26 protein-coding genes are annotated in these 24,564 nt (G+C 61.5%); 7 read left to right on the forward strand and 19 right to left on the reverse strand.

All coding sequences use genetic code 11. The features are described 5' to 3' along the window. Nucleotides 1-11: 11 nt before the first annotated feature. Nucleotides 12-194 (reverse strand): CTP synthetase, encoded by a 183-nt coding sequence (locus ACEN2R_RS00185; protein WP_442037995.1) that lies wholly within the window; start codon nt 192-194, stop codon nt 12-14. 76 nt (nt 195-270) lie between these two features. Next, a complete protein-coding gene (locus ACEN2R_RS00190; RefSeq protein ID WP_442037997.1) occupies nt 271-1,212 on the reverse strand; it encodes a phosphatase PAP2 family protein in 942 nt (313 codons plus the stop codon). 217 nt (nt 1,213-1,429) lie between these two features. On the opposite strand from ACEN2R_RS00190, the gene ACEN2R_RS00195 reads away from it, so the two are divergent. Then, entirely contained in the window at nt 1,430-1,573 is a 144-nt protein-coding gene (locus ACEN2R_RS00195) for an entericidin A/B family lipoprotein (protein ID WP_442037999.1), read from the forward strand. Nucleotides 1,574-1,801: 228 nt separating this feature from the next. On the opposite strand, the gene ACEN2R_RS00200 is transcribed toward ACEN2R_RS00195, so the two are convergent. The 6 genes from ACEN2R_RS00200 to hutI all read right to left on the reverse strand — a co-directional run bounded on the left by ACEN2R_RS00200 (nt 1,802) and on the right by hutI (nt 8,256). Further along, entirely contained in the window at nt 1,802-2,212 is a 411-nt protein-coding gene (locus ACEN2R_RS00200) for an ABC transporter permease subunit (RefSeq protein ID WP_442038001.1), read from the reverse strand. 347 nt (nt 2,213-2,559) lie between these two features. Beyond that, nucleotides 2,560-2,877, reverse strand: a complete 318-nt coding sequence (locus ACEN2R_RS00205; RefSeq protein ID WP_442038003.1) for a hypothetical protein — start codon at nt 2,875-2,877, stop codon at nt 2,560-2,562. A gap of 33 nt (nt 2,878-2,910) precedes the next feature. After that, nucleotides 2,911-4,590, reverse strand: coding sequence for a urocanate hydratase (gene hutU, locus ACEN2R_RS00210; protein ID WP_442038005.1), 1,680 nt, complete (start codon nt 4,588-4,590; stop codon nt 2,911-2,913). A 158-nt stretch (nt 4,591-4,748) separates the two neighbouring features. After that, nucleotides 4,749-5,558 (reverse strand): N-formylglutamate deformylase, encoded by an 810-nt coding sequence (hutG, locus tag ACEN2R_RS00215; RefSeq protein ID WP_442038007.1) that lies wholly within the window; start codon nt 5,556-5,558, stop codon nt 4,749-4,751. Then, entirely contained in the window at nt 5,555-7,093 is a 1,539-nt protein-coding gene (gene hutH / locus ACEN2R_RS00220; RefSeq protein ID WP_442038009.1) for a histidine ammonia-lyase, read from the reverse strand. The genes hutG and hutH overlap by 4 nt, the downstream gene beginning before the upstream one ends. Further along, complete coding sequence (gene hutI, locus ACEN2R_RS00225; RefSeq protein ID WP_442038011.1) at nt 7,090-8,256, reverse strand: imidazolonepropionase; 1,167 nt, start codon at nt 8,254-8,256, stop codon at nt 7,090-7,092. The genes hutH and hutI overlap by 4 nt, the downstream gene beginning before the upstream one ends. Nucleotides 8,257-8,378: 122 nt before the next feature. Here hutI and ACEN2R_RS00230 point away from each other — a divergent pair, with 122 nt between their 5' ends. Further along, nucleotides 8,379-9,743, forward strand: coding sequence for a formimidoylglutamate deiminase (locus ACEN2R_RS00230; RefSeq protein WP_442039447.1), 1,365 nt, complete (start codon nt 8,379-8,381; stop codon nt 9,741-9,743). Here the strand turns inward: ACEN2R_RS00230 and ACEN2R_RS00235 are convergent. After that, the gene (locus tag ACEN2R_RS00235) at nt 9,697-10,314 is read right to left on the reverse strand and encodes a HutD/Ves family protein (protein WP_442038013.1); all 618 of its coding nucleotides are present in this window, start codon (nt 10,312-10,314) and stop codon (nt 9,697-9,699) included. The genes ACEN2R_RS00230 and ACEN2R_RS00235 overlap by 47 nt on opposite strands. A gap of 42 nt (nt 10,315-10,356) precedes the next feature. On the opposite strand from ACEN2R_RS00235, the gene ACEN2R_RS00240 reads away from it, so the two are divergent. Beyond that, a complete protein-coding gene (locus tag ACEN2R_RS00240; protein WP_442038015.1) occupies nt 10,357-11,067 on the forward strand; it encodes a UTRA domain-containing protein in 711 nt (236 codons plus the stop codon). Between the two features lie 51 nt (nt 11,068-11,118). Here the strand turns inward: ACEN2R_RS00240 and lepA are convergent, their stop codons facing one another. Further along, entirely contained in the window at nt 11,119-12,918 is a 1,800-nt protein-coding gene (lepA, locus tag ACEN2R_RS00245; protein WP_442038017.1) for a translation elongation factor 4, read from the reverse strand. 312 nt (nt 12,919-13,230) lie between these two features. Between lepA and ACEN2R_RS00250 the strand changes: the two genes are divergently transcribed. Next, nucleotides 13,231-13,530, forward strand: coding sequence for a hypothetical protein (locus ACEN2R_RS00250; protein WP_442038019.1), 300 nt, complete (start codon nt 13,231-13,233; stop codon nt 13,528-13,530). 9 nt (nt 13,531-13,539) lie between these two features. Here ACEN2R_RS00250 and ACEN2R_RS00255 read toward each other — a convergent pair whose 3' ends face one another. From ACEN2R_RS00255 to meaB, 6 genes are all read right to left on the reverse strand, one after another. Further along, the gene (locus ACEN2R_RS00255) at nt 13,540-14,019 is read right to left on the reverse strand and encodes an OsmC family protein (protein ID WP_442038021.1); all 480 of its coding nucleotides are present in this window, start codon (nt 14,017-14,019) and stop codon (nt 13,540-13,542) included. A 68-nt stretch (nt 14,020-14,087) separates the two neighbouring features. After that, a complete protein-coding gene (locus tag ACEN2R_RS00260) occupies nt 14,088-14,639 on the reverse strand; it encodes a 2OG-Fe(II) oxygenase (RefSeq protein WP_442038023.1) in 552 nt (183 codons plus the stop codon). A 103-nt stretch (nt 14,640-14,742) separates the two neighbouring features. Further along, the gene (locus ACEN2R_RS00265) at nt 14,743-15,264 is read right to left on the reverse strand and encodes a copper chaperone PCu(A)C (protein ID WP_442038025.1); all 522 of its coding nucleotides are present in this window, start codon (nt 15,262-15,264) and stop codon (nt 14,743-14,745) included. Between the two features lie 47 nt (nt 15,265-15,311). Then, entirely contained in the window at nt 15,312-15,611 is a 300-nt protein-coding gene (locus ACEN2R_RS00270; protein WP_442038027.1) for a hypothetical protein, read from the reverse strand. A 155-nt stretch (nt 15,612-15,766) separates the two neighbouring features. Next, on the reverse strand, nt 15,767-16,054 hold the full coding sequence (rpmB, locus tag ACEN2R_RS00275; protein WP_442038029.1) for a 50S ribosomal protein L28: 288 nt from the start codon (nt 16,052-16,054) through the stop codon (nt 15,767-15,769). 99 nt (nt 16,055-16,153) lie between these two features. Continuing rightward, nucleotides 16,154-17,137: a methylmalonyl Co-A mutase-associated GTPase MeaB gene (meaB, locus tag ACEN2R_RS00280; protein WP_442038031.1), complete on the reverse strand. Its 984-nt coding sequence runs from the start codon at nt 17,135-17,137 to the stop codon at nt 16,154-16,156. Nucleotides 17,138-17,253: 116 nt separating this feature from the next. Here meaB and hrpB point away from each other — a divergent pair, with 116 nt between their 5' ends. From hrpB to ACEN2R_RS00295, 3 genes are all read left to right on the forward strand, one after another. Then, complete coding sequence (gene hrpB, locus ACEN2R_RS00285) at nt 17,254-19,698, forward strand: ATP-dependent helicase HrpB (protein WP_442038033.1); 2,445 nt, start codon at nt 17,254-17,256, stop codon at nt 19,696-19,698. Between the two features lie 76 nt (nt 19,699-19,774). After that, nucleotides 19,775-20,233, forward strand: a complete 459-nt coding sequence (locus ACEN2R_RS00290; protein ID WP_442038035.1) for an NUDIX hydrolase — start codon at nt 19,775-19,777, stop codon at nt 20,231-20,233. Nucleotides 20,234-20,298: 65 nt separating this feature from the next. After that, nucleotides 20,299-21,780, forward strand: coding sequence for an inorganic phosphate transporter (locus tag ACEN2R_RS00295; protein ID WP_442038037.1), 1,482 nt, complete (start codon nt 20,299-20,301; stop codon nt 21,778-21,780). Between the two features lie 17 nt (nt 21,781-21,797). Here ACEN2R_RS00295 and ACEN2R_RS00300 read toward each other — a convergent pair whose 3' ends face one another. From ACEN2R_RS00300 to ACEN2R_RS00310, 3 genes are read right to left on the reverse strand one after another with little or no spacing between them, the layout of a single operon-like run. Then, on the reverse strand, nt 21,798-22,289 hold the full coding sequence (locus ACEN2R_RS00300; RefSeq protein WP_442038039.1) for a DUF1993 domain-containing protein: 492 nt from the start codon (nt 22,287-22,289) through the stop codon (nt 21,798-21,800). 5 nt (nt 22,290-22,294) lie between these two features. Continuing rightward, nucleotides 22,295-23,221, reverse strand: coding sequence for an ornithine carbamoyltransferase (gene argF / locus ACEN2R_RS00305; RefSeq protein ID WP_442038041.1), 927 nt, complete (start codon nt 23,219-23,221; stop codon nt 22,295-22,297). 37 nt (nt 23,222-23,258) lie between these two features. Beyond that, on the reverse strand, nt 23,259-24,440 hold the full coding sequence (locus ACEN2R_RS00310; RefSeq protein ID WP_442038043.1) for an aspartate aminotransferase family protein: 1,182 nt from the start codon (nt 24,438-24,440) through the stop codon (nt 23,259-23,261). Between the last annotated feature and the right edge of the window lie 124 nt (nt 24,441-24,564).

The raw sequence follows: 24,564 nt of genomic DNA on the forward strand, positions 1-24,564 counted from the left end.
CGGGGCGCGGCTTATTCCTCGGTCAGGGTCCGCGCGACATACCAACTGACAGGGATCGCCAGAACGAACCCGATGCAGGCCGCAATCAGGATCGGGTTCAGGGTGTCAAATCCGGCGGTCAGCGCCGCGATCACCCCGATCCCCATTAACGTGGTCGAGATCATGGAAAACAGGATCAACATAAGACGGGTCATTTCGACCTCCATTTCAACAAGGGTGCGTTTCATGGGCAAATTGCCACAGGTGAACGACACCCGTCCTTGATCTGGATCAGATCACACGGCGCCGCGATATCGCCCATGCGGCGGCCACCGCAAGGATCGAGAAATAGCCGTCGATTGCATAGTGGTATCCGGTGAAAACCGACAGAAACAGGATAGAACACACAAAGCCTGCCCCCACAGGCGCCAGCCAGATCGACCGTTCGAACAGGTAGAGGCCCACCACCGTCGCCACCGCCAGATGCATGCTGGGAAACGCCGATATGCCCGAACCAAGCGCGAGGCCTCCGCTGGAATACCCCCCCCACAGATAGCTTTGCGTGCGCCCGATCACGCTGTCGGCCAGCCCTGACGACTGCAAGGCAACGGTCAGGCCCGCAAACCTGTCGCCGCCGAGCAGCGCATCGTAAAACACCGGCCCCGCCGACGAGACCGCGATCGCCAAAGCATTCCCGATAACGATCCAGGCCCCCAGAAACAGCAGGGAAAACCGCCGCACCCGCTGCGGGTCGGGGTCGGTCAGGGCCAGAAAAATCGGAAATGTCAGCGCAGCCAGCGACCAGGCAAACAGATAGACAATGCCGGACAGGTCGATCACCCCGACAGGTGCCACCGCATGCGCCCAGATCCATGGATCGGCCCCGCCGTGCAGCCAGTTGTCTGCCCAGGCCAGCGGCACGTCGGCGTAGAAAGGAACAATGTCGGGGATCAGGCTTTTGGTGAACGAGAACGCCGTTTGCAGCAGGACACAGCCCAGTGCGGCGTAACCGATCTCGGGCAACCTGTCGCGCAGGGCGCGCGGGCCAACGACGACGGCCACCAGCACCAGCGCACCCAACAGCCACAGCGAGAACCGCCAAAGCACCACCGCAAAGCCAAGCGACGAGACGACCGCGCGGTCCACAACCTCTGCGCTGGTGCCCTTGGTCAGCACCACAAGCGCAAGACTGAGACCAAAGTAGATCAGAACCAACCGGAAAAACAGCTTCACGCTCTTGCCTCGGACCAATGACGCACGGGCGCGTGCGCGCGCCGCTATTCGCGCCACTTTAACCCGCCCGCCCCGCTTGTCTATCCACCGGAACACCGGATTGGTGGGGTGTGATACCAAGGGCACTGTGGGCGCCGCGCAATATAATTGGAACCGGGCCGGAACCAATCCGGACATCCGGCGTTATCTTGTTGAATTCAACAACCGGAGAGCCCCGATGAAACCGACCTTCTTATCCGCCCTTCTGTTTTCGATCCTTGCCATTGCCGGCTGCGAAACGGTTCAGGGCGCGGGGCAGGATCTGTCCAACGCCGGCAGCGCCATCGCGCAGGAAAGCCGCGAGGTCCAGGCGGCAAACTGATCGCTCGTTCTTAACGAGTTCGAAACCGGGCCAGAAATGGTCCGGTTTTTTTCGTCGCTCGGTCGGTATTCTGCTTAATCGGAATAGTCGCCAGCCCTTCGGCTTTCAGCACGTCCAAAACAGCATAGCATTCGTCAACCACCCTGGGCATCAGAGCGAGGCGTCATCGACGGCCACCAGCCCGCCAAACCGAACGGTAGCCCCTTTTCCTTTGCAAAGCAGGATGCATCACGAAGCCAAAGCTGACGGAGGCGGCATAGCGAAAGTGCTGGGGGCAAAGCCCGCCAGCAACGCCTGCGGCAAATGTGCCGGTGACAAACAGGAACACAACGACCAGCTCGTTGCAGTCCGGAAAATGCCCCAGATAATGCCGATGGCCATCGCGGCAAGCAGGGCGCCACGGACGGACCCAAGGCCACCAAGAACGATGATCACGAGCGCCTTGTAAGACGGGACACTTCCCATCGACGGCTCCTCCAGATTGTTCAACAGCGCAACCAGAACTCCGGCCGATCCGGCAAGCGCCAAGGCGATGAACAGCGCGATCGAGGCGATCAAAGCAATAAACGGTGATTTGCCCAACAGCGTCTCGCAGGCCAGTTTATAAACGCCCATGCCGACGCACCCGATGATGAGCATTAAAGCTGCCATCGCAAAGGAAAATTGCCGGTAACATTGGTCAAAAGCACCCCCAGGTAAACAAAGCGGCATGCGCGACGTGCAATATGCGCAACAGGCCATAGACCAGCGTCAGGCCCAATGCGGTCAGCGCACATATACTGCCCTGCACAATACCCCGAAAAACGAGTTCAACTTACAGCATGGGCTGTCCCTTATTGCGGTCGCCGGACAGGCCCGGCAGGGGGGTGTGCCGCCCCAAAGATACGGGCGGCACAAAGGCTTTCTTATTGGGCCGGTGGTGCCAGCGGCACGCAGTTGGCTGACCAGCAGCGGCCCGGCGGTAAGGACATAGCCCGTCGCACAGATCACGTCCGGGTTATCCGCACGGATCTTCGAAATGACCGGGCCGAACTGGCGGTCGGAAATCGCGCATTCATATTCGCCCATGATCTCGATGCCGAAATCTGCGGATTTTCCTTGAAACCAGCCGCCAGCGACTGACCCAACTCATTCTGAATCGTCAGGATCACAGCGCGATGAAGGCCCAACATCTCGCCGACCAACTTGGCACCGTTCACCACAGATTCACCGTGCGACGCAACAAAGCCGGTCAACGGCACGTTGAAACCGATCTTGATGTTTTCCGCCGTGGCGGTGCCTGCCGTCAGGGCAATGCCCGCCACAGCACCAAAGAGTCCGGTCTTGGTAAATTCCGTTTAGCCAAGGATTGCAGGCAGCCGTAGCCCGTTTTCACGCGCACACTCGATCGCGATGTCATAGCCCGCGTCGGCATGCCGCCAGACGCCGGACGCCGGGTCGTTCCACAGCACCCGTTCCAGCCTTTTGGCGGCCGCTTCGGTGCCGTCGGCAACAACCACCATTCCCGAATGCTGCGAAAAGCCCATACCGACGCCGCCACCATGGTGAAGCGAGACCCATGTCGCCCCTGAGGCGGTGTTGACCAATGCGTTCAGCAGCGGCCAATCGGACACGGCATCAGAGCCATCCTTCATGCTTTCGGTCTCACGATTGGGGCTGGCCACAGAGCCGGAGTCCAAATGGTCGCGGCCGATCACGATGGGGGCTTTCAACTCGCCTGATGCCACCATCTCGTTGAACATCAGCCCTGCCCGATGACGATCCCCCAGACCGATCCAGCAAATCCGCGCCGGCAATCCCTGAAAGGCGATGCGATCGGCGGCCATATCCAGCCAGCGGTGCAAATGCTCGTTCTGCGGGAACAGCTTTTTCATCGCCGCATCGGTTTTGTAGATATCCTCGGGGTCACCCGAAAGCGCCACCCAACGGAAGGGGCCGATGCCTTTGCAGAACAAGGGGCGAATATAGGCAGGCACAAAACCGGGGAAGGCAAATGCATTTTCAAGCCCCTCGTCTTGGGCCACCTGCCTGATATTGTTACCATAATCCAAGGTGGGCACGCCTGCGTTCCAAAAGTCAACCATTGCGGCCACCTGAACTTTCATCGAGGCGCGGGCGGCTTTCTCGACCGACTTCGGATCACTCTCCTGTTTGGCGCGCCATTGCGCCACGGTCCAGCCCTGCGGCAGATACCCGTGCAGCGGGTCGTGGGCAGACGTCTGGTCTGTAACGATATCGGGACGCATGCCACCCGCCTTCATCCGCGCGACAAGCTCGGGGAAGACATCGGCGGCATTGCCGACCAGACCAACCGATTTCGCCTCGCCCCTGGCGGTCCATTCCGCGATCAGTTCCAGCGCTTCGTCCAGCGTCTGCGCCTTGGCGTCGACATAACGGGTGCGCAGGCGAAAATCGATGCGGGTCTCGTCACACTCGACAGTCAGGCAACAGGCACCGGCCATCACCGCGGCCAGCGGCTGTGCGCCGCCCATCCCGCCAAGCCCGCCTGTCAGGATCCATTTGCCGGTAAGATCACCGCCATAATGCTGGCGGCCCGCCTCGGCGAAGGTTTCATAGGTGCCCTGCACGATGCCTTGACTGCCGATGTAGATCCAGGAACCCGCAGTCATCTGGCCATACATCATCAAACCCTTTTTATCGAGCTCGTTGAAATGGTCCCAAGTCGCCCAATGCGGCACGAGGTTCGAATTGGCGATCAAGACACGTGGCGCGTCTTCGTGGGTTTTCACGACAGCGACCGGTCGTCCTGATTGCACAATCAGGGTTTCATCCGCTTCAAGGTCTTTCAGCGTTGCGACTATCTTGTCGAAATCCTCCCACGTCCGGGCCGCCCGCCCGATGCCACCGTAAACAACCAGCTCGTGTGGGTTCTCGGCCACATCGGGGTGCAGGTTGTTCATCAACATGCGCATCGGTGCTTCGGTCAGCCAGCTTCTGGCCGTGATCTCTGTGCCTGTAGCGGGGAATACGTCGCGTGTGTTGTGCCGTGTGTTCATGATGTCCTCAGTGCAGGATAGGGGCTGCGATGATTTCGGGTTGAATGGCGCGTTATCCTTTGTGGATCTTCATTTCGGCGCACCCCGCGCCCTTTGGGCGTGGCGGTGTTGCGCCTGGTTGGGGACAGGACTCAGGCGCGTGGTCCTGCAGCCATTTTTCATCCATCCGAAAGCCTCCCCGAGCGCGCCAAGAGTTCCAGCCTGCGCAGGCACTCCGCCAGCGTCGGACGCAAGGCTGTGGACTTGGCCGGATCAAGTGCCCAAGGGGCGGTTTCGTCAGTAAGGTAAGCCCGCTGCGCCAGTTCCATCTGGATTGCGTGAACCCCTTGTGCGGGTTGACCGTAATGCCGGGTCGTCCAGCCCCCCTTGAACCGGCCATTCAGAACGCCGTCGTTTTTCGGGTCGGCGAAACAAGGGATGGAAACCGCATCGGACACGGACGCGGCACATGTTTTCCCGTCATTGGTGCCGATCGAGTAGACCGGCAGCACTCCGGGAAACAGGAACGGAATGGTCGAGCGGATAGAGTGGCAATCATAGACAATCGCCACGCCATACCGGGCTTTCACCCGATCAATTTCGGCGCTTAGTGCTGCATGATAAGGGGCATGATACGTCGCGGCGCGCTGTGCTGTTTCTTCGGCACCCGGCTGTTGGCCATCCTTCCAGATCAAGCGCCCGTCAAAGTCGGTGGTCGGGCAAAGACCGGTCGTATTCGCCCCCGGATACAGCGAAACACCCGCAGGATCACGGTTCGCATCGATGACGTAGCGGTGGAATGTCGCGCGCACGACTGTGGCCCCTTGCAGCAGGCCATCGTAAAGCGGCGCGATGTGCCAATCGGTATCCGACAAGCCCCGGCCCAGACTGTTCAGCCGCGCAAACAGCGCGTCCGGCACATAGGTGCCGCCATGTGGCTGACCCAGAATGACAGGTCCATCGCCGGCAATAACCTCGACCGGGCTCATGCCGAAAGTTCCGGCAGGGCCAATCCGCTGGCCCGCGTCAGATCCCCCCCGGCGATCAGCCGGGCCGCCGACGCAAGATCGGGCGCGAGATAGCGGTCATCGCCCAGTGTCGCCACATCCTGCCGCAGCCGCGACACAACCGCAGCCAGAGGGCCGCTGGTCCGCAAGGGCGCGCGAAAGTCGATGCCCTGCGCGGCGCAGATCGCCTCGACCCCAAGGATCGCGTTCAGATTCCCGACCATAGTGCCCAAACGATAGGCACCATGCGCCGCCATACTGACATGGTCTTCCTGATTGGCCGACGTCGGGGTGCTGTCCGTCACACAGGGCATGGCGATATGTTTGTTCTCGGACATCAATGCCGCTGTCGTGACCTCGGCGATCATCAGCCCAGAGTTCAGACCGGGCCGCGGCGTCAGGAAGGCGGGAAGGTCGAATGACAGAACAGGATCGACCATCAGCGCCACCCGACGTTGGGCAATGGCACCGATTTCCGAAAGCGCCAGCGCGATCATGTCGGCGGCAAAGCCCACAGGTTCCGCATGAAAATTGCCGCCCGAAACGATCAGGCCCGCCCCGGTCAGCACCAGCGGGTTATCGGTTGCGGCATTCGCCTCGATCTCCAGCGTGCGGGCTGCCATGCGCATCACGTCCATTGCGGCACCGGTCACTTGTGGCTGGCACCGGATGCAATAGGGATCCTGCACGCGCGCATCCCCGTCGCGGTGGCTTTCACGGATTTCCGATCCGTCCAGCAACGCACGCAAAAAGGCCGCCGCCTCGATCTGCCCCGCATGCCCGCGAAGCGCATGGATCTCGGGTTGCAAAGGCGCGGTGGACCCCATGATCGCGTCTGTCGAAAGCGCCGACGTGACAAGCGCCGCCTGCACCGCGTTCCAGCCATCGAACAGGCCAGCAAGCGCGAACGCCGTCGAGAACTGAGTGCCGTTTATAAACGCCAGACCTTCTTTTGGCCCCAGCGGAACGGGTGACAATCCGGCTGCTGCCAAGGCCTCGGCCCCCGGCAACGTCTTCCCCTCGAATTCGGCCTCGCCGTGTCCAATAACCACAGCCGTCATATGGGCCAGCGGCGCCAAGTCCCCCGATGCCCCGACCGACCCTTTGGCCGGAACCACAGGTGTCACGCCCCGTGCCAGCATCTGCTCCAAAAGCTCGATCAGCTCCCATCGCACGCCGGACGCACCACGCCCGAGGCTCAGCACTTTCAACACCATCATCAGTCGCACATGACGGCGCGAAATCGGCTCTCCGACACCGCAGCAATGCGACAAAATCAGGTTGCGTTGCAGCGTGGTAGTGTCACCCGGCGCGATGCGCATGCTTGCCAGTTTTCCGAACCCGGTGTTCACACCGTATACCGGAACGTCCCCGGCTGCGGCTGCATTTATCGCGACAGCGGCGGCCTCGACGGCAGGCCTGGCTACCCGGTTCAGCGTGACGGCGCGCTCGTCGCGGTAAACAAGCGCAAGTTGTGCCAGTGTCGTCTGGCCCGAGGTCAGGATAAGGGCGGTCAAAGCGTGCCTCCGATGATACGTCGGTGAAGTGGGTTGAAACCGATCCGGTAGGCCAGTTCGGCAGGGTGATCGCAATTCCAGACCGCAAGGTCGGCGACCTGCCCCACAGCAAGAGTGCCACGATCCGCCAGCCCCAACGCGCGGGCAGCAATGACCGTGGCCCCTGCAAGCGCCTCTGCGGGGGAAAGACGGAACAGGGTGCAGGCCATGTTCATCGCCAGCAAAATAGAGCTCAGCGGCGATGATCCGGGGTTCATATCGGTGGCAACCGCCATGGGGACGCCGTGACGGCGCAAAAGTTCAATTGGCGGCATCTGCGTCTCGCGCAGAGTGTAGAACGCGCCCGGCAGAATGACAGCCACAACGCCGGCGGTCGCCATTGCCAAAACTCCCGCCTCGTCCAGATATTCCAGATGATCCGCAGACAGTGCACCGTGCCGCGCAGCCAAAGCCGCCCCACCAAGGTTGGACAACTGTTCCGCATGCAACTTGACCGGAAGACCCAGTTCCGCCGCGACGTTGAACACACGCTCGATCTGTGCGGGGGAAAACGCTATCCCTTCGCAAAACCCGTCTACCGCATCGACCAGCCCTTCGGCATGGGCCGTCCGCAAGGTCGGAATACAGACCTCCTCTATATAGGCGTCTGCGCGGCCACTATATTCAGCAGGCACCGCATGCGCCCCCAGGAACGTCGTGCGCACGGCAATCGGTCGCAGGCCTTCAATCTGTCGGGCCGCCCGCAACATCCGCAATTCTGTCTGTTGGTCCAGCCCATAGCCGGACTTGACCTCTATCATCGCAACGCCTTCGGCGATGGCTGCGTCAACATAGGGCAGTGCGCCCGCCACAAGGGCATCCTGTGAGGCGGCCCGCGTCGCGGAGACCGTCGACGCAATGCCACCGCCGGCCCGCGCGACCTCTTCATAAGACGCCCCCAGCAGGCGCATTTCGAATTCCGCCGCGCGGTTGCCGCCATGAACGACATGAGTGTGGCAATCGACCAGCGCAGGCGTCACCAGCCGCCCGCCCAGATCAGTCACCGATAAGGTGGAATACCCGTAAGGCACATCCTGCACGGCCCCGACCCACGCGATCCTGCCATCGATAATTGCCAAGGCCGCATCCTCGATCAAACCGTAAAGATCGCCCCCCGGCGCCATTGTTGCTGCCCGGCACGAGGTCAAAAGAACTGACGTTTGCTGCACCGAAGGTCACCCCGAAAAATTGTGTTGCCGAGTCTTTATGTATTAAAGTATATCTCTTATGTCTATACATAAGGAGTCTGGTTTTGATTTTTGCCGAACGCGCGCTGCTCACCGATGGCTGGGCCGATCATGTTCGGGTTACCGTTGTCGGTGGCATCATTACAAAACTGACCCGCGACACCGCACCAGTGGACGGCGATACCCGCGTTTCGGCCCTGCTGCCTGCCCTGTCAAATTTGCACAGCCATTCGTTTCAACGCGCCATGGCGGGCATGACCGAACACCGCGTCGCCGGAAGGGACAGCTTCTGGACGTGGCGCGACCTGATGTACCGCTTTCTGGACCGATTGACGCCGGACCAGATGGAAGCCATCGCCGCCCTTGTGTTCATGGAGATGCAAGAAGCGGGATATGCTGCCGTGGGCGAGTTTCACTACGTCCATCATCACCCCGGCGGGGCCCCTTACACCGATATCGCCGAGCTTTCCAACCGCATCTTCAGCGCCGCCACCACCACCGGAATCGGCCTGACCCACCTACCGGTGCTTTACACCTTTGGTGGCGCCAAAGAGCAGCCCCTTGCTGCGGGCCAGTTGCGCTTTGGCAATTCGGTCGACCGCTTTTCCGAGCTGTTGCAGGCCGTCCGCGCGAATGCCAGGGCTATGCCTGCGGACACCCGCGTAGGGATCGCCCCGCATTCGCTGCGTGCGACCAATCCCGCAGATCTTGCGCGGGTGCTGACCATTGCGGACGGCAAACCGATCCACATCCATGTCGCGGAACAGCCCAGGGAAGTCTCTGATATATCATCGTGGCTGGGGGCGCGCCCGGTGGAATGGTTGCTGGACAACGCCCCGGTCAACGCGGATTGGTGTCTGATCCACGCGACCCACATGACTGCGGAAGAAACCGAAAGGCTTGCAAAAACCGGCGCCGTTGCGGGCCTTTGTCCGATCACCGAGGCCAATCTGGGCGACGGCCCCTTCAACGGGCCGGGCTGGCTGGCGGCGGGCGGGCGTTTTGGAATCGGATCGGATTCAAACGTCCGTATTTCGCTGACGGAAGAGCTGCGCACACTCGAATACAGCCAGCGCCTTCGCGACATCGCCCGCAATGTGATGGTGCCAAAAGAAGGGTCGGTTGGCGAATTCCTTTACACAAATGCCGCTTTGGGCGGTGCACAGGCATTGGGCCGCAATGCCGGACGGATTGCCGAGGGCCATCTTGCCGATCTGACCGCCATCGACCTGACACATCCGACGCTTTGCGCGCTTGGTGCACATCAAATTCTGGACGGCCTGGCCTTTGCCGCCCCCGACACCATCGTCACCGACCTGTGGTCCGCCGGACGGCATCAGGTGCGTGCGGGGCGGCATATCCTGCGCGACCAGATCACTAAGGTGTGGCGTCGGGCGGTGAAAGATCTTGTGGAGGCAATGTGATCAGGGCCTTGTCACGCAAGGTAACCAATAGGCAGATGGCACCATCAGACAGATCTATCGCACCGTCAGAGCCAAGGGCAAAGACCCCGACAGGCAGCACACGGCCTGCAACCGCGACCTGCCCGAAAAGAGCCAGAACTCCGACCGGCCCGACCTTGACCTCGTGCTGGCAGGGGCCCGTCAACACCTCTACCGCCGCCACGATCCGCGCCGGATCGTAGATCACATTCAAGTCACGGATTGGGCCATCGACCATGCGGCTGTCCACCGCGCGCGATCCGGAAAAGTGGACCGGCACCAAGGGCCGCGCCTGAATCGCACCCTCGGGGGAGTGCAGATTTACGCCAGCGCCTTCGATCACAGTCAAAATGCGCGCAAGCCCTTCAAACCGCGAAAACGGCCCGTCGGACGCGACTTCGGCAATGCTCAATCGCCAGACCCAGGCACCATTTTCCTCGTGCCGGGCTATTTCATGGGTTACACCCCTACCATTCTTCCATCGGCTGGTCAAAAAACGCTCTGGTGGAATGAAAGTGAACACCAATGGCTTCCCTATGTTATGCTTAGACATAAGCTTATCAAGTAAGACATAATCGACCAAGAGGCCATTCCAATGTCATCGCATTCTACCGCAGACCTGACCAAATTCCGCGATGTGAAGGTCGAGATCCTGCGCCGTATTACAGAAGGCCCCTGGGGGCCGGGCACGCTGTTGCCAAGCGAGATGGAACTGGCCGAGGAATTCGGCTGCTCGCGCACGACAATCAACCGCGCCATGCGCGAGGTGACAGAGATGGGATTGCTCGACCGCCGCCGTAAGGCCGGAACACGGGTCCGCATGGCGCCTGTCCGGCAGGCTCGTTTCGAGATCCCCCTCATGCGCACCGAAATCGAACAAACGGGCGCCACATATCGCTATTCGCTGGTCAGCCGCGAAACCATCATGGCGCCGGACTGGCTTCGGGCGCGGCTTAATCTCGCGCCCGGGGGGAAAGTGATGCATCTGATCTGCATACACTCTGCGAACGGTGTTCCGTATCAGCTTGAGGACCGCTGGATCAATTCAACCGCACTTCCACAGGTTGAAAGCCAGGATTTCACACGTATTGGACCGAATGAATGGCTGGTGGCAACGGTGCCATTCTCGGAGGTCGAGATCAGCTTTTCCGCAGTCGCCGCCAATCCGCTTGTCGTCGCGCATCTGGATTACAAACCGGGTGATCCGGTGTTCGCCGTGGAAAGAACGACCTGGTGGCAAGGTGCCGCCATAACCCATGTTACTTTGAGCTTCCGCCCCGGTCACCGGATGACGACCCGCTACTGAAGCACAGTGCGCTGAAACCTGTCGCGCGATGGACAATCAGATGAGGTCCGCTCACTCGTCCATCTTCAGCGCCGAAATAAACGCCTGCTGCGGGATCTCCACTTTGCCGAACTGGCGCATCTTTTTCTTGCCGGCCTTCTGCTTGTCCAGCAGCTTGCGCTTGCGGGTCGCGTCGCCGCCATAGCATTTGGCAGTCACGTCTTTGCGCATGGCAGACAGGGTTTCGCGGGCAATCACGCGGCCCCCGATGGCGGCCTGAATCGGGATTTTGAACATGTGGCGCGGGATCAGCTCTTTCAGCTTTTCGCACATCACACGGCCCCGCTGTTCGGCGCGGTCGCGGTGGACCATCATCGACAGCGCGTCGACGGGTTCGTCGTTGACCAGAACCTGCATTTTCACAAGGAAATCCTCGCGGTATTCTGAAATCACATAGTCAAAGGACGCATAGCCCTTGGTCACCGATTTCAGCCGGTCGTAAAAGTCGAACACAACCTCGTTCAACGGCAGATCATAGACCACCATCGCACGGCTGCCCGCATAGGTCAGGTCAAGCTGGATGCCACGGCGATCCTGACACAGTTTCAGCACGTCACCGAGGTATTCGTCGGGCACAAGGATTGTCGCCTTGATCCGCGGCTCTTCGATGTGGTCGATAAAGGTCAGATCAGGCATGTCGGCGGGGTTGTGCAGGTCTTCGACGGTGCCGTCGCGCATGTGCAGATGATAGACCACCGACGGCGCGGTTGTGATCAGGTCGATATCGTATTCCCGCTCCAGACGGTCGCGGATCACCTCGAGGTGCAGCAGACCAAGGAAGCCGCAGCGAAAGCCGAAGCCAAGCGCGGCAGAGGTTTCCATCTCGAAGCTAAAAGAGGCATCGTTCAGCGCGAGTTTCTCGATCGCATCGCGCAGGTCCTCGAACTCGGCCGCATCGACGGGGAACAATCCGCAGAACACAACCGGTTGCGCAGGCTTAAAGCCCGGCAGCGCGGTTTCGCAGCCTTTTTTCTCTGTCGTGACAGTGTCACCGACGCGCGTGTCACGAACCTGTTTGATCGAGCCGGTGAAAAAGCCGATCTCGCCCGGCCCCAGTTCGTCGACGGGCTGCATTTGCGGGCGGAACACGCCGATGCGTTCGATCGGGTATAGCCCGCCGGTGCGCATCATCTTGATCCGGTCGCCCTTTTTCATCACCCCGTCGATGACGCGGACAAGCACGACAACGCCAAGATAGCTGTCATACCAGCTGTCGACCAGCATCGCCTTCAGCGGCGCGTCGCGCTCGCCCTTGGGCGCGGGCAGACGGTGCACGATGGCCTCCAGCGTTTCCTTGATCCCGATGCCGGATTTCGCCGAAACGCGCAGCGCGTTCGAGGCGTCGATGCCGATCACATCCTCGATCTGTTCCGCCACGCGGTCACAATCGGCGGCGGGCAGGTCGATCTTGTTCAGCACGGGCACAATTTCATGGTCGGCGTCCAGCGCCTGATAAACGTTGGCCAGCGTCTGCGCCTCGACGCCCTGCGTGCTGTCCACAACCAGCAGCGATCCTTCGACCGCGCGCATCGACCGCGACACCTCATAGCCGAAATCGACATGGCCGGGGGTGTCGATCAGGTTCAACACATAGGTCTCGCCATCGTCCGCCTTATAGTCGATGCGGACGGTGTTGGCCTTGATGGTGATGCCGCGCTCTCGCTCGATATCCATGCTGTCCAGCATTTGCGCCTGCATGTCACGGTCAGCGACAGTGCCGGTTGATTGGATCAACCGGTCGGCGAGCGTGGATTTACCGTGGTCAATATGAGCCACGATCGCGAAATTGCGGATTTTTGAGATATCGGTCATAGGCGGGATATGATGTGGATTTCAGGCTTGGTCAAGCGGGGCTGACGCGATGCGGGCCAGCAAAACAAGAAGAATGCGCCAAGGTCACAGGTTCGGAACGCAAAGCACCCGAAAACTGCGGTTCAGGCCGATGCGAAAACAACCGGAACGGCATGAAAATCCGCTGTCTTGCAGATTATGTGGTCCGGCCCTGCCCGTCTCCCACATCTTGTGAATTGAAAAATCCCACAGGATTCGGCATATTGTAACCAAGAGGCAACCTTTCGGACGCACTGTGAAGACACAGGCATCCGATATGATCGAGGCAGGCAAATGAAAAAATTGATATTCGCGGCGGTGGTTTTCACATGTGCCGCGCAGGTTGCGCAGGCTGGCACAATTGAACGGGCCTGCCTCAGTTCCGATCGCCGGGCGGCAAGCCGGTCGTTGTGCAACTGCATTCAACGCGCTGCGGATATGACGCTGACCTACCGCGACCAGCGCACGGCATCTAAGTTCTTCAAAGACCCGCACAAGGCGCAGGAAGTGCGCCAGTCGAGCGGCACCTCGAACGAGGCGTTCTGGAGGCGCTACAAGGCCTTTGGGCAGACGGCACAGGCGTCCTGCGGTTAAGCAAGCAACCTAAACATCGGCGCGGATGATGTCCGGTGCGTGATGCACCGGAAAATTGACCGACAGCGCGATATAGCATTTAGAGCTGACCTCGTGATGCAGGTGCAACGCCGTTTCCACGTCCGACGCCCGAGAGATGGTGACGCGCGGCGATAGGGTGATCTGCGCAAACTGGCCGCTGCCATCGGGGTTTTCCGTCATCGTCCCCGTCGCCTGATCGGTATACTCCAGCACAACAACTCCTGCCGCCGCACATAAGTGCAGATACCACAGCTTGTGACAGGCCGCGACCGAGGCGACCAGAAGATCTTCGGGATTCCACCGCGCCGGATCGCCGCGAAATGCCGGATCGGCAGAGCCTGCGATGGTGGGCTTGCCCGCAGCGCGGATCACATGGTCGCGCGAATAGCCGGTGTAGCGTTTGGTGCCCTCGCCCAGATTTCCGGTCCAGTCGACCTGCACGCGGTAGGTATGTGTCTTGCCGGTCATTCGGGGCCTCGCTTTTCTCGCCGCTTTCCTGCTGCGTTCTAACGCGCGATGGTCACCGGACGAAAGCCCTAGCGAAACGCCGGTCCATGCGCCCAGATTGTCAGAGAGTGCCGTTTGCCGCGCGTCACAGGCGTTACGCGGTGCAGGACAAAGCTGGGAAACAGCGTCGCCGTGCCCTTTTCGCCGCGTGCTATGTGAATGTTGGCGTCGGGCATCATCTCTAGCACGCCGCCGTCGTAATTGGCGGGGTCGGACAATTGCACCACCATCGTCAACTTGCGCTTCTGCGCGATCACGCCATCGCCGATATCAGAATGCCAGTCGAAATGCCCTTGTCGTTCGGCGGTATAGCGCGCCACCTGCGGGCTTTCCGCGAATTCGCGAACGTCAAAATCAAATCCCTCGCGGTTGGCCTTGGCGACGACCTGAATAATCCGGTCCATGACCCATCCCGCCCCCTCGACCTCGTCCAGCCAGGCAATATCGGCGCGGCGCAGATTGTGGTTGCTGACCTGCCCCACCAGCCCCGCATCGCGCAGGGCATCGGCGTCGATCAAGGCGACAATCCGGTCGCACTCGGCAGGGGAAAAGGCATCGGAGGCAGTCTGAAGCGTCTGCATGGGCGGGCGTCCTGTAATCGTTGCCCTGCCCTACGCCGATTGCATAGTATTGCGGCGACGGAACCGACAGCAATGTCGCTTCCGTCTGTTTTATAACCGAATTCTAGTTGCTTGGCATGGCCTGCATCGCACCATGGCCAGTTCCATGACCGGTACCGTGGTTCATTGGCATGGCGGGCATGTCTTCGCGCTGCAAATCAACGGGAACTTCGACGATCATCTCGCCCGCTTTTTCGAATGTCAGGGTGACCGTGATGATATCGCCCTGCGCCATCGGCGCGGTCAGGCCCATCAGCATGACGTGGTCGCCGCCACGGGCCAGCGCGTGTTCGCCCTTGGCCGGAATTGCAAACCCTTCATCGACGCGCAGCATTTGCATCACGCCGTCACCCGTTTCCTTATGTGTATGCAATTCTACAAGCTTCGCGGCCGTCGTCGAAGCGCCGATCAGGCGGTCATCTGCCTCTGTGTGATTCTCGATCACCATAAAGGCCGCGCCGGACTTGGCGCTGGGGCCAGACGACCGCGCATAGGCGTCGGTGATTTTCAGCCCGTCGTGGGCGAAAGCGGGCAAAGCAAAGGTCAATAGAACCGCAGCTGCGGCAAGAGTTTTCATAAAGGACATTTCTGTCTCCTGTCAGTCAAAGGTTTGATCGTGTTACATAAACGGAATCAAACGATGACAGGGGGCCCCCGCGCCGAAGGGGTAAGCGTCGCAGCGGCCAACAATGTCCCGAGGGGCGCAGGCGCAAGGCGCATTCCCCGCCCCGCGTCCAGCGACGGCATAACCAAAGCCGCGCCAGAGGCCGCCGCAAAAAGCGAAAGCGCACAGTCCGGGCAATAATGCTGCGGCCCGACCGGGGTGCCGTTGGCATCCAGCGTGATGGTTTGTGTGCCGTATGTCGTACAGATCACGATCTCGCCGCCGACAACCGCCTGACCGCGCGCAACAGCCATGCTCAGACTGGTCATCGCGATAACCAATGCCAATGTCAGGCCGATAATGGATCGTGCTGATCTATACATGCCGCCGATATAACCGCGCCCATCGGCAAGGCCAAGCGACAAAACGAAGCGGCCCCGCCAAAAGGCAGGGCCGTATTCCGTTCAAAAACACCGTAGGCCTATCAGGCGGCTACAGCAGCTTTCGCGATCTCTTTTTTGATCTTCAGTGCGCCGTCCGACAGCTCTTCGTCCTTGGACTTGGCAAAGAACGCGTCCAGACCACCGCGGTGATCGACAGTCCGCAAAGCAGCGGCAGAAATCCGCAGCTTGAACGACCGACCCAGAGATTCAGACTCCAGCGTCACTTCGTTCAGGTTTGGCAGAAACCGGCGACGGGTTCTGTTTTTCGCATGGCTGACATTGTTGCCAGACATTGGGCCTTTTCCGGTCAATTCGCAGCGGCGCGACATGGGCTTGTCCTCGTCTAGATCATAAATGGGCGCCCGCAGTGCGGCACCCTGAATTTGGTTCGTGGGGTGTATGGCCATTCCCCGGCCTCGTCAAGCGATTCATCGGCAGGATTTAAGGTGTGACAGCAGCTTTTGTGCAGCCGCAGCAGGCGTCAGCGCCCCCTGCCCGACCTTTTCCCCCAGATCAGCCATCATTTTACGGGTTTCGGGCTGCGCGGTCAACTGCGCCAGAAGGCCAAGGCGGACCTCCTCCTCGAACCAGAATCGCGCCTGCGCGGCGCGGCGGCTTGCCCAATGCCCCTGCGCGCGGCGCCAATCCACCAGCGTCCGCATTTCGGCCCAGGCGCCGGCGATTCCCGTCTCGTCTATGGCTGACACGGTCGCGGCCTTTGGAAAGCCTTCGGGGTCTTGCGGCCGCCGTCGCAACAGGCGCAGCGCACCGGCATAGTCAGCACAGGTGCGCATCGCCGCAGATTTCAGGTCGCCATCGGCCTTGTTCACCAGAATGATGTCGGCAATTTCCATGATCCCACGTTTGACACCCTGCAATTCGTCGCCGCCCGCAGGGGCCAGCAACAGGATGAACAGATCCGCCATTTCGGCCACCATGGTTTCGGATTGCCCGACGCCGACGGTTTCGATCAGCACGATGTCGAACCCCGCCGCCTCGCACAGGGCCACCGCCTCGCGGCTGCGGCGGGCGACGCCGCCCAGATGCGTCTGGCTGGGCGACGGGCGGATATAGGCGTTCGGGTCGCGCGACAGGCGTTCCATCCGCGTCTTGTCACCAAGGATAGACCCGCCAGACCGCGTCGAACTGGGATCGACGGCCAGCACGGCCACGCGGTTGCCCTGCCCCGTCAGCATCAGCCCGAAGGCCTCGATAAAGGTGGATTTTCCAACGCCGGGCGTTCCCGACAACCCGATCCGCAGCGCCTGCCTGCCCGCCTTTCCCACGCGCTGAAGCAGGTCTGCGGCCTGTTCGCGATGATCGGCGCGCCCGCTTTCCACAAGCGTGATCGCACGCGCCAGCGCACGGCGGTCGCCCTTGATCACTTGGGCGGCAAGGGTTCCGATATCCATGGCGGGCTCCGTCTTCGGTGTCCTGTGTTCTTGCCCTTTCGGCAGGGGGTCTGTCTAGGGCGGTGGATAAAAATGCGCGTCTGGTATGGTCGGCTTAAATCAAGGATAACCCCCTTATGACAGATGCATTGCCCATTGATGACGCCCTGCCCGCCCTGCTGGATGCCCTTCGGGAAACGGGCCGCGCTGTGCTTCAGGCGCCTCCGGGCGCGGGCAAGACCACGCGCGTGCCTTTGGCGATGTTACAGGCGGGCGTCGTGGCGGGCCGCATCCTGATGCTGGAGCCGCGGCGACTGGCGGCGCGGGCGGCGGCGGAACGGATGGCGGAAACGCTGGGCGAACCCGTCGGGCAAACCGTCGGTTACCGCATAAGGGGCGAGGCCAAAGTATCCCGCGCGACGCGGATCGAGGTGGTGACAGAGGGCATTCTGACCCGCATGTTGCAGACCGACCCCGAGCTGACAGGCATAGGCGCCATCATCTTTGACGAATTCCACGAACGCAGCCTGAATGCCGATTTGGGCCTTGCCCTGACGTGGGAGGTGCGCGGCGCACTGCGCGAGGATCTGGTGATTGTGGTCATGTCCGCCACGCTGGACGCGGGGCCCGTGGCCGCGATGCTGGGCGATGCGCCGACCGTCACATCCATGGGGCGCAGTTATCCGGTAGACACCCGCTGGCTGGACCGGCCCCTGGCGAAAGACACGCGATACGAACAGGCGGTGGCGGCACTGGTGCGGCGTGCGGTGGACGAGACGACAGGCGGCATTCTGGTGTTCCTGCCCGGCGAGGGCGAAATTCGACGGGTGGAGGCGATGCTGAACGGTCTTCCCGACGGCTGTGCGCTGCGCCCGCTATACGGCGCGATGGATTTCAAAGCGCAGCGCGCCGCGATTGCCCCCGATGCCACCGCCCGCAAGATCGTGCTGGCGACATCCATCGCCGAAACATCCCTGACCATTCAGGACATCCGCGTCGTGGTCGACGGGGGCCGGGCGCGGCGGGCGCGGTTCGATGCCGCGTCGGGGATGTCGCGGCTGGTGACGGACCGCGTCACCAAGGCCGAGGCCGAACAGCGGCGGGGCCGGGCGGGGCGCGTCGCCGAAGGGGTGTGTTACCGGCTGTGGACCAAGGGCGAGGAAGGCGGGATGCATCCCTTCCCCCCCGCAGAGATAGAGGCGGCAGACCTGTCGGGGCTGGCGCTGGAACTGGCGGTCTGGGGCGCGGCAGCAGACGAGCTGGCGTTTCTGACCCCGCCGAATGCGGGCGTTCTGGCCGAGGCCCAGGCGCTGCTTGCCGATCTGGGCGCCCTGCGCGCAAGGCGGATCACCGACCACGGGCGGGCGCTTGCCGCGCTGCCGCTGCACCCGCGTCTGGGGCACATGCTGGTGCTGGCCGGGGACGGCGGGGCGACGCTTGCCGCACTTCTGGCAGAACGTGACCCGATCAGGGGCGCGCCCGTCGATCTGGCCTTGCGGGTCGAGGCCGTGCGCGACCCTGCGCGGTTCGCCGCGCGCCATCCCTACCCCGTCAATCGCGGCGTGATCGACCGTATCCGCAGCGATGCGGCGCGACTGGCCAGGGGTCAGGCCAAAGACAAGGGGCTGTCGCTTGCGGAAATGGCGGCGCTGGCCTATCCCGACCGGATCGGGTTGCGCCGCAAGGGCGACGCGCCGCGCTGGGTTCTGTCGGGCGGCAAAGGGGCCGCAATGGCCGAGACAGACACCCTGGCCCGCGCGCCGCTGATCGTGGCGACAGATCTGGACGGCAACGCCCGCGAGGCCAAAGTGCGCCAGGCCGTCGAGATTTCGGAAAGCGCCCTGCGCGGGCTGTTCGCCGACCGGATCGTCTGGCGCGATCTGTGCGAGTGGTCAAAACGCGAGCGGCGCGTGCTGGCGCGGCAACAGGAATGTCTGGGCGCACTGGTGTTGGCCGACCGGATCTGGCCCGACGCCCCGACAGAGGCGGTCGCACGGGCAATGCTGGACGGGGTGCGCGACAGCGGGCTGGTGCTGTCGCCCGCCGCAGCCCGGTTTCAGGCGCGGGTTGAACTGATCCGCGCGGGCGGTGCCGATCTGCCGGACCTGTCGATGGGCGGGCTGATGGAGGGGCTGCAAGACTGGCTTTTGCCGCATCTGGGCGGGATCAGGACCGAAGGCCAGTTCAAGGGCTTTGACCTGCTCCAGCCGATGCGCGCCGCTTTGACCTGGGACCAGATGCAGGTGGTCGACCGCGCGGCACCGGCACATTTCACCACGCCGATGGGTCGGCAGGTGCCGATTGATTATGGCACCGAAACCCCTGGAATAGAGGTCCGCCTACAGGAAATGTTCGGGGTGACGGTGCACCCCACCGTCGGCCCGCAACGAGTGCCGCTGCGCGTCACTCTTTTGTCGCCGGGGCACAAACCCGTGCAGACCACCGCCGACCTGCCCAATTTCTGGGCGACATCCTATGCCGATGTGCGGCGCGACATGCGCGGGCGCTATCCGCGCCACCCCTGGCCCGAAGACCCGACCATGGCAGAGCCCACATTGCGGGCGAAACCCAGAGGAACCTGAGCAAAAGCTTGTTTTTTGCAATTAAATCGTTATATTTTAATGAAATAATAAGAATAGAAGCAGTAGGTCACGAGCCATGATGCCCGTATTGGAAAAAACATGGACCGAACTGGTCCGCCCGTTGCTGAGCCGCCCGAAGCGGTTTCAGGTGGCGGCGCTGTGCTTTCGCAAGAAGGCGGGCAAGAAAGAGGTGTTGCTGATTACCAGCCGCGGCACCGGGCGCTGGATCCTGCCCAAGGGCTGGCCGATCGACGGGCTGGATGCGGCCGATGCTGCCATGCAAGAAGCATGGGAAGAAGCCGGCGTTCTGAAAGGCCGTGTCGGAAAGTTCTCAGTGGGGGCATTCGAATACGCCAAGACCTATGACAGCGGCCTAAGCACCCCCTGCCGCGCAGAGGTTTTCCCGATCGAAGTCCAGAAAATGAGCAATGATTTTCCCGAACGCAGCGAACGCAGCCGCAAATGGGTGACCCCCGCGCAAGCGTCCAGAATGGTTCAGGAACCGGGCCTTCGCGAAATACTTTCCGAATTTTAGTGCATTGCGCACAGTGGATTTCACCGCTACCCGATTTGTAACAAAATTATGACAAAGAGGGACGGATGCCCAGCACTCAAAACGGACATCAGTGGAAGACACTCGATAAAGACCTGAACCGGATATCGCAGATCGAATACGCCACGCATATGGCGTCAAAGCCATTGGTCGGCATAGGAATTTCACTGGCCTTCATCGTGATCGCAGGCCTAAGCGCTGCGGTGCTTTTCGGGCAGGAGTCCGCCTCTTTGGTCGTGATCGCCGCGGCGGTTTTCGGGGCCTATATGGCACTGAACATCGGTGCGAATGATGTTGCCAACAACATGGGCCCCGCCGTGGGCGCAAACGCCCTGACCATGGGCGGCGCCATTGCGATTGCCGCGATCTGCGAAAGCGCCGGCGCGCTTCTGGCGGGGGGCGATGTCGTCAGCACCATTTCCAAAGGCATCATCGACCCCGCCAGCGTGGCTGATACGCGCATCTTCATCTGGGCGATGATGGCCGCGCTGATCTCTTCCGCGCTTTGGGTCAATCTGGCCACGGTGCTTGGCGCGCCGGTTTCGACCACGCATTCGGTGGTCGGCGGCGTGATGGGGGCCGGGATCGCTGCCGCCGGTCTGTCCGCCGTGAACTGGGCCTCTATGGGGCAAATCGCGGCAAGCTGGGTCATTTCGCCCGTTCTGGGCGGTGCGATTGCCGCCATATTTCTGGCCATCATCAAGGCCAAAATCATCTATCAGGACGACAAGATTGCCGCAGCGCGGGTCTGGGTGCCGGTGCTGATCGCGGTCATGGTCGGGGTTTTTGCCGCCTATCTGTCCCTGAAGGGCCTGAACAAAATCGTCAAGATTTCGATCGGCGTCGCCCTGCTCATCGGGGCTGGGACGGGCATATTGTCCTACGTTATTGCCAGGCCGATGGTCCACCGCCAGTCCGAGGGGCTGGAGAACCGGAACCGCTCTCTCAAGGTGCTGTTTTCGATCCCGCTGGTGTTTTCCGCAGCACTTTTGTCCTTCGCGCATGGGGCCAATGACGTGGCCAACGCGGTTGGCCCCCTTGCCGCCATCGTTCATGCCGAACAATTCGGAGAGTTTGCCGGAAAGGTCCAGATCCCGCATTGGGTGATGATCATCGGCGCGTTCGGGATTTCATTCGGCCTGTTCCTGTTCGGCCCCAAACTGATCCGCATGGTGGGCAGCCAGATCACCAAATTGAACCCGATGCGCGCCTATTGTGTGGCCCTGTCCGCCGCCATCACTGTCATCATCGCAAGCTGGCTGGGCCTGCCCGTCAGTTCGACCCATATCGCGGTGGGCGGTGTGTTCGGCGTCGGCTTTTTCCGCGAATGGCACGCAGAAAAGCGTGCACGGGACAGCAGCAAGGCCCGCCCGGATGCCAAACGCATCGCCTCCGAGGAGCGTCGCCGCCGCAAGCTGGTGCGCCGGTCGCATTTCATGACCATCGTCGCGGCCTGGATCATCACCGTGCCTGCCGCTGCCGCGATGTCGGCGCTGATCTTCCTCGGGTTGCGGGCCGCCTTTTTGTAAGGCGCCCGCAGGACCGGTCAGGCGCCCATATAGTCGCGCTTGCCCAGCGGAACACCATTGTGCCGAAGGATGTTATAGGCGGTCGTGACGTGAAAATAGAATTGCGGAGTGGAGTAGGTCGTCAGATACTCGAGCCCCGACAACGTCATATCGCCGCTTCGCAGCTTCAGCTCTATCGACCGCGCCGGGGCATCCGCGAACTGCTCTGCCGTAAAGCAGCCAAGATAAGTCAGAGCCGTTGCGATTCGCGTCTGCAACTCCTGGAAAGATGTCTCGACATCGGGAAAGTTCGGCACATCCGCGCCCGACAGACGCGCCGCAGCGCGCGCGGCAAAGTCACAGGACAACTGCACCTGACGCGAGAACGGCAACATGTCTGGAAACAGCCGGCCCGCGAACAAGACCGCTGGGTCGATCTTGTGCGCCTCGCAATGCTGCTCTGCCTTGGTCAGGATTTTGGACAGGGCAGACAGGCTGCGGCTGAAGGGCGGAACAATCGAATTATACATCTGCGTCATACTCCAAGACACCAGCGCATCACGGCTTTTTGCGCGTGAAGGCGGTTTTCAGCTTCATCAAAAACCACGGAATGTGGGCCGTCCATCACGTCACTGGTGACTTCGTCCTCGCGGTGCGCCGGCAGGCAATGCATGAACAAGGCATCCGGGTTTGCCCGCGCCATCAGGCGGTCATTGATCTGATAGCCGCGCAACTGGTTGTGCCGCCGCTCTTTCGCGGATTGCGGATCATGCATCGACACCCAGGTGTCGGTGACGATCAGGTCGGCGCCCTCGGCTGCCTTCATCGGGTCCCGCTCGATCGTGGCGCTGACACCCTTGGAATTGGCAAGGGCCAGAAACTCCGCCTCGGGGTCCAGCGTCTGCGGGCCGGTAAAGGTGATGTCAAAGCCGAACTGGCCCGCCGCATGGATCAGCGAGGCACAGACATTGTTGCCATCGCCCGACCAGACCACCTTCTTGCCCGCGATCGGGCCGCGATGCTCTTCATAGGTCATGATATCGGCCATGATCTGGCAGGGGTGCGTCCGGTCGGTCAGACCGTTGATGACCGGAACCGTCGCGTATTCCGCCATCTCCAGCAGGGTGGTTTCCTCGAATGTGCGCATCATGATCAGGTCGACATAGCGCGACAGAACGCGGGCCGTATCGGCAATTGTCTCGCCATGGCCCAGCTGCATTTCAGAGCCGGACAAAACCATCGTCTGGCCACCCATCTGGCGCACACCAACGTCGAACGACACGCGCGTCCGGGTCGAGGGTTTCTCGAAAATCAACGCGACCATGTGGTTCGCCAGCGGTTGCTCCGCGTCCGGCGTGCCCTTGGGCTTGCCCGCACGGGCGTCTTTCATGACCCGCGCCTGATCGATCATGCCCCGCAAATCGGAAGGGTCGGTTTTATGGATGTCCAGAAAATGCTTCATTGTCTTGTCCTTCGGGCGCGGGCCTTTGCCGCTTGCCTCATGTGTTCGCTTGGTCCAGGGCACTCGCAGCTTTATCAAGCCGTGCAATCGCCTCCGCGATCTCGTCTTCGGTGATGTTCAAAGGCGGCAGCAGCCGCACCACGTTGTCGGCGGCAGGCACGGTCAGAACATGCGCCGCGTATCCGGCCTTGACCACATCGCTGTTCAACGCCCTGCATTTCAATCCCAGCATCAGGCCAGCGCCACGCACGCTTTCGAACACCTGAGGATGGCTGGCAACAAGCCCTTCAAGCTTTTGCCGCAACAGACCGGCGCGGCGGTTCACCCCGTCCAGAAACGCATCCGTCGCGACGATATCCATGACAGCGCAGCCCACGGCGCAGGCCAGCGGGTTGCCGCCATAGGTCGATCCGTGCGTGCCCGCAACCATTCCGCTGGCCGCGGCTTCGGTGGCCAGAACCGCCCCCAAAGGAAAGCCACCGCCAATGCCCTTGGCCACCATCATGATGTCCGGCGTCACACCGGCCCATTCATGCGCGAACAGCTTGCCCGTCCGCCCCATGCCGCATTGAACCTCGTCGAAAATCAACAGGATGCCATGCGTATCGCACAGATCGCGCAGGCCTTTCAGGCATTGGTCAGGCACAACACGGATGCCGCCCTCGCCCTGCACCGGCTCGATCAGGATCGCGGCGGTGGTCTGGGTGGTCGCCGCCCGCAACGCGTCATGGTCGCCGAACGGCAGATGAACGAACCCCGGCAACAACGGGCCAAAACCCTTGACCATCTTTTCCGATCCGGCGGCAGCAATCCCCGCAGACGACCGGCCGTGGAACGATCCGTCAAAAGTAATGATCTCGGTCCGCTCTGGCTGGCCTTTTTCGTACCAGTATTTGCGCGCCATCTTGACGGCCAGCTCGCAGGCCTCGGTGCCGGAGTTGGTGAAAAACACCGTATCGGCAAAGGTCGCCTCGACCAACCGATCCGCCAGCGCCTGCTGCTGCGGAATGTTGTACAGATTGGACACATGCCAAAGCGTCTGCGCCTGATGCGTCAACGCATCGACCAATGCCGGATTGGCGTGGCCCAGAACATTCACCGCAATCCCCGCCCCAAGGTCAAGATAGCGCGATCCATCCGCCTCGATCAGCCAGCTTCCCTCGCCTTTGACAAAGCTCAGGGGGGCACGGGAATAGGTCGGCAGAATACTGGGGATCATCGCAAAAATCCTTATGGGGTCGCCCTTTGAGTGCCGTAATGGCAGGGCCAAGTCAATGATGGGGCGTGGGGGTGCGCAAGAAACGCGCAAGATCAACAGGCAGGCGCAGACGGGTTAGCGTCGG

The sequence above is a fragment of the Pseudogemmobacter sp. W21_MBD1_M6 genome (genome assembly GCF_052119585.1).
Taxonomy (GTDB): Bacteria; Pseudomonadota; Alphaproteobacteria; order Rhodobacterales; family Rhodobacteraceae; genus JBGQOJ01.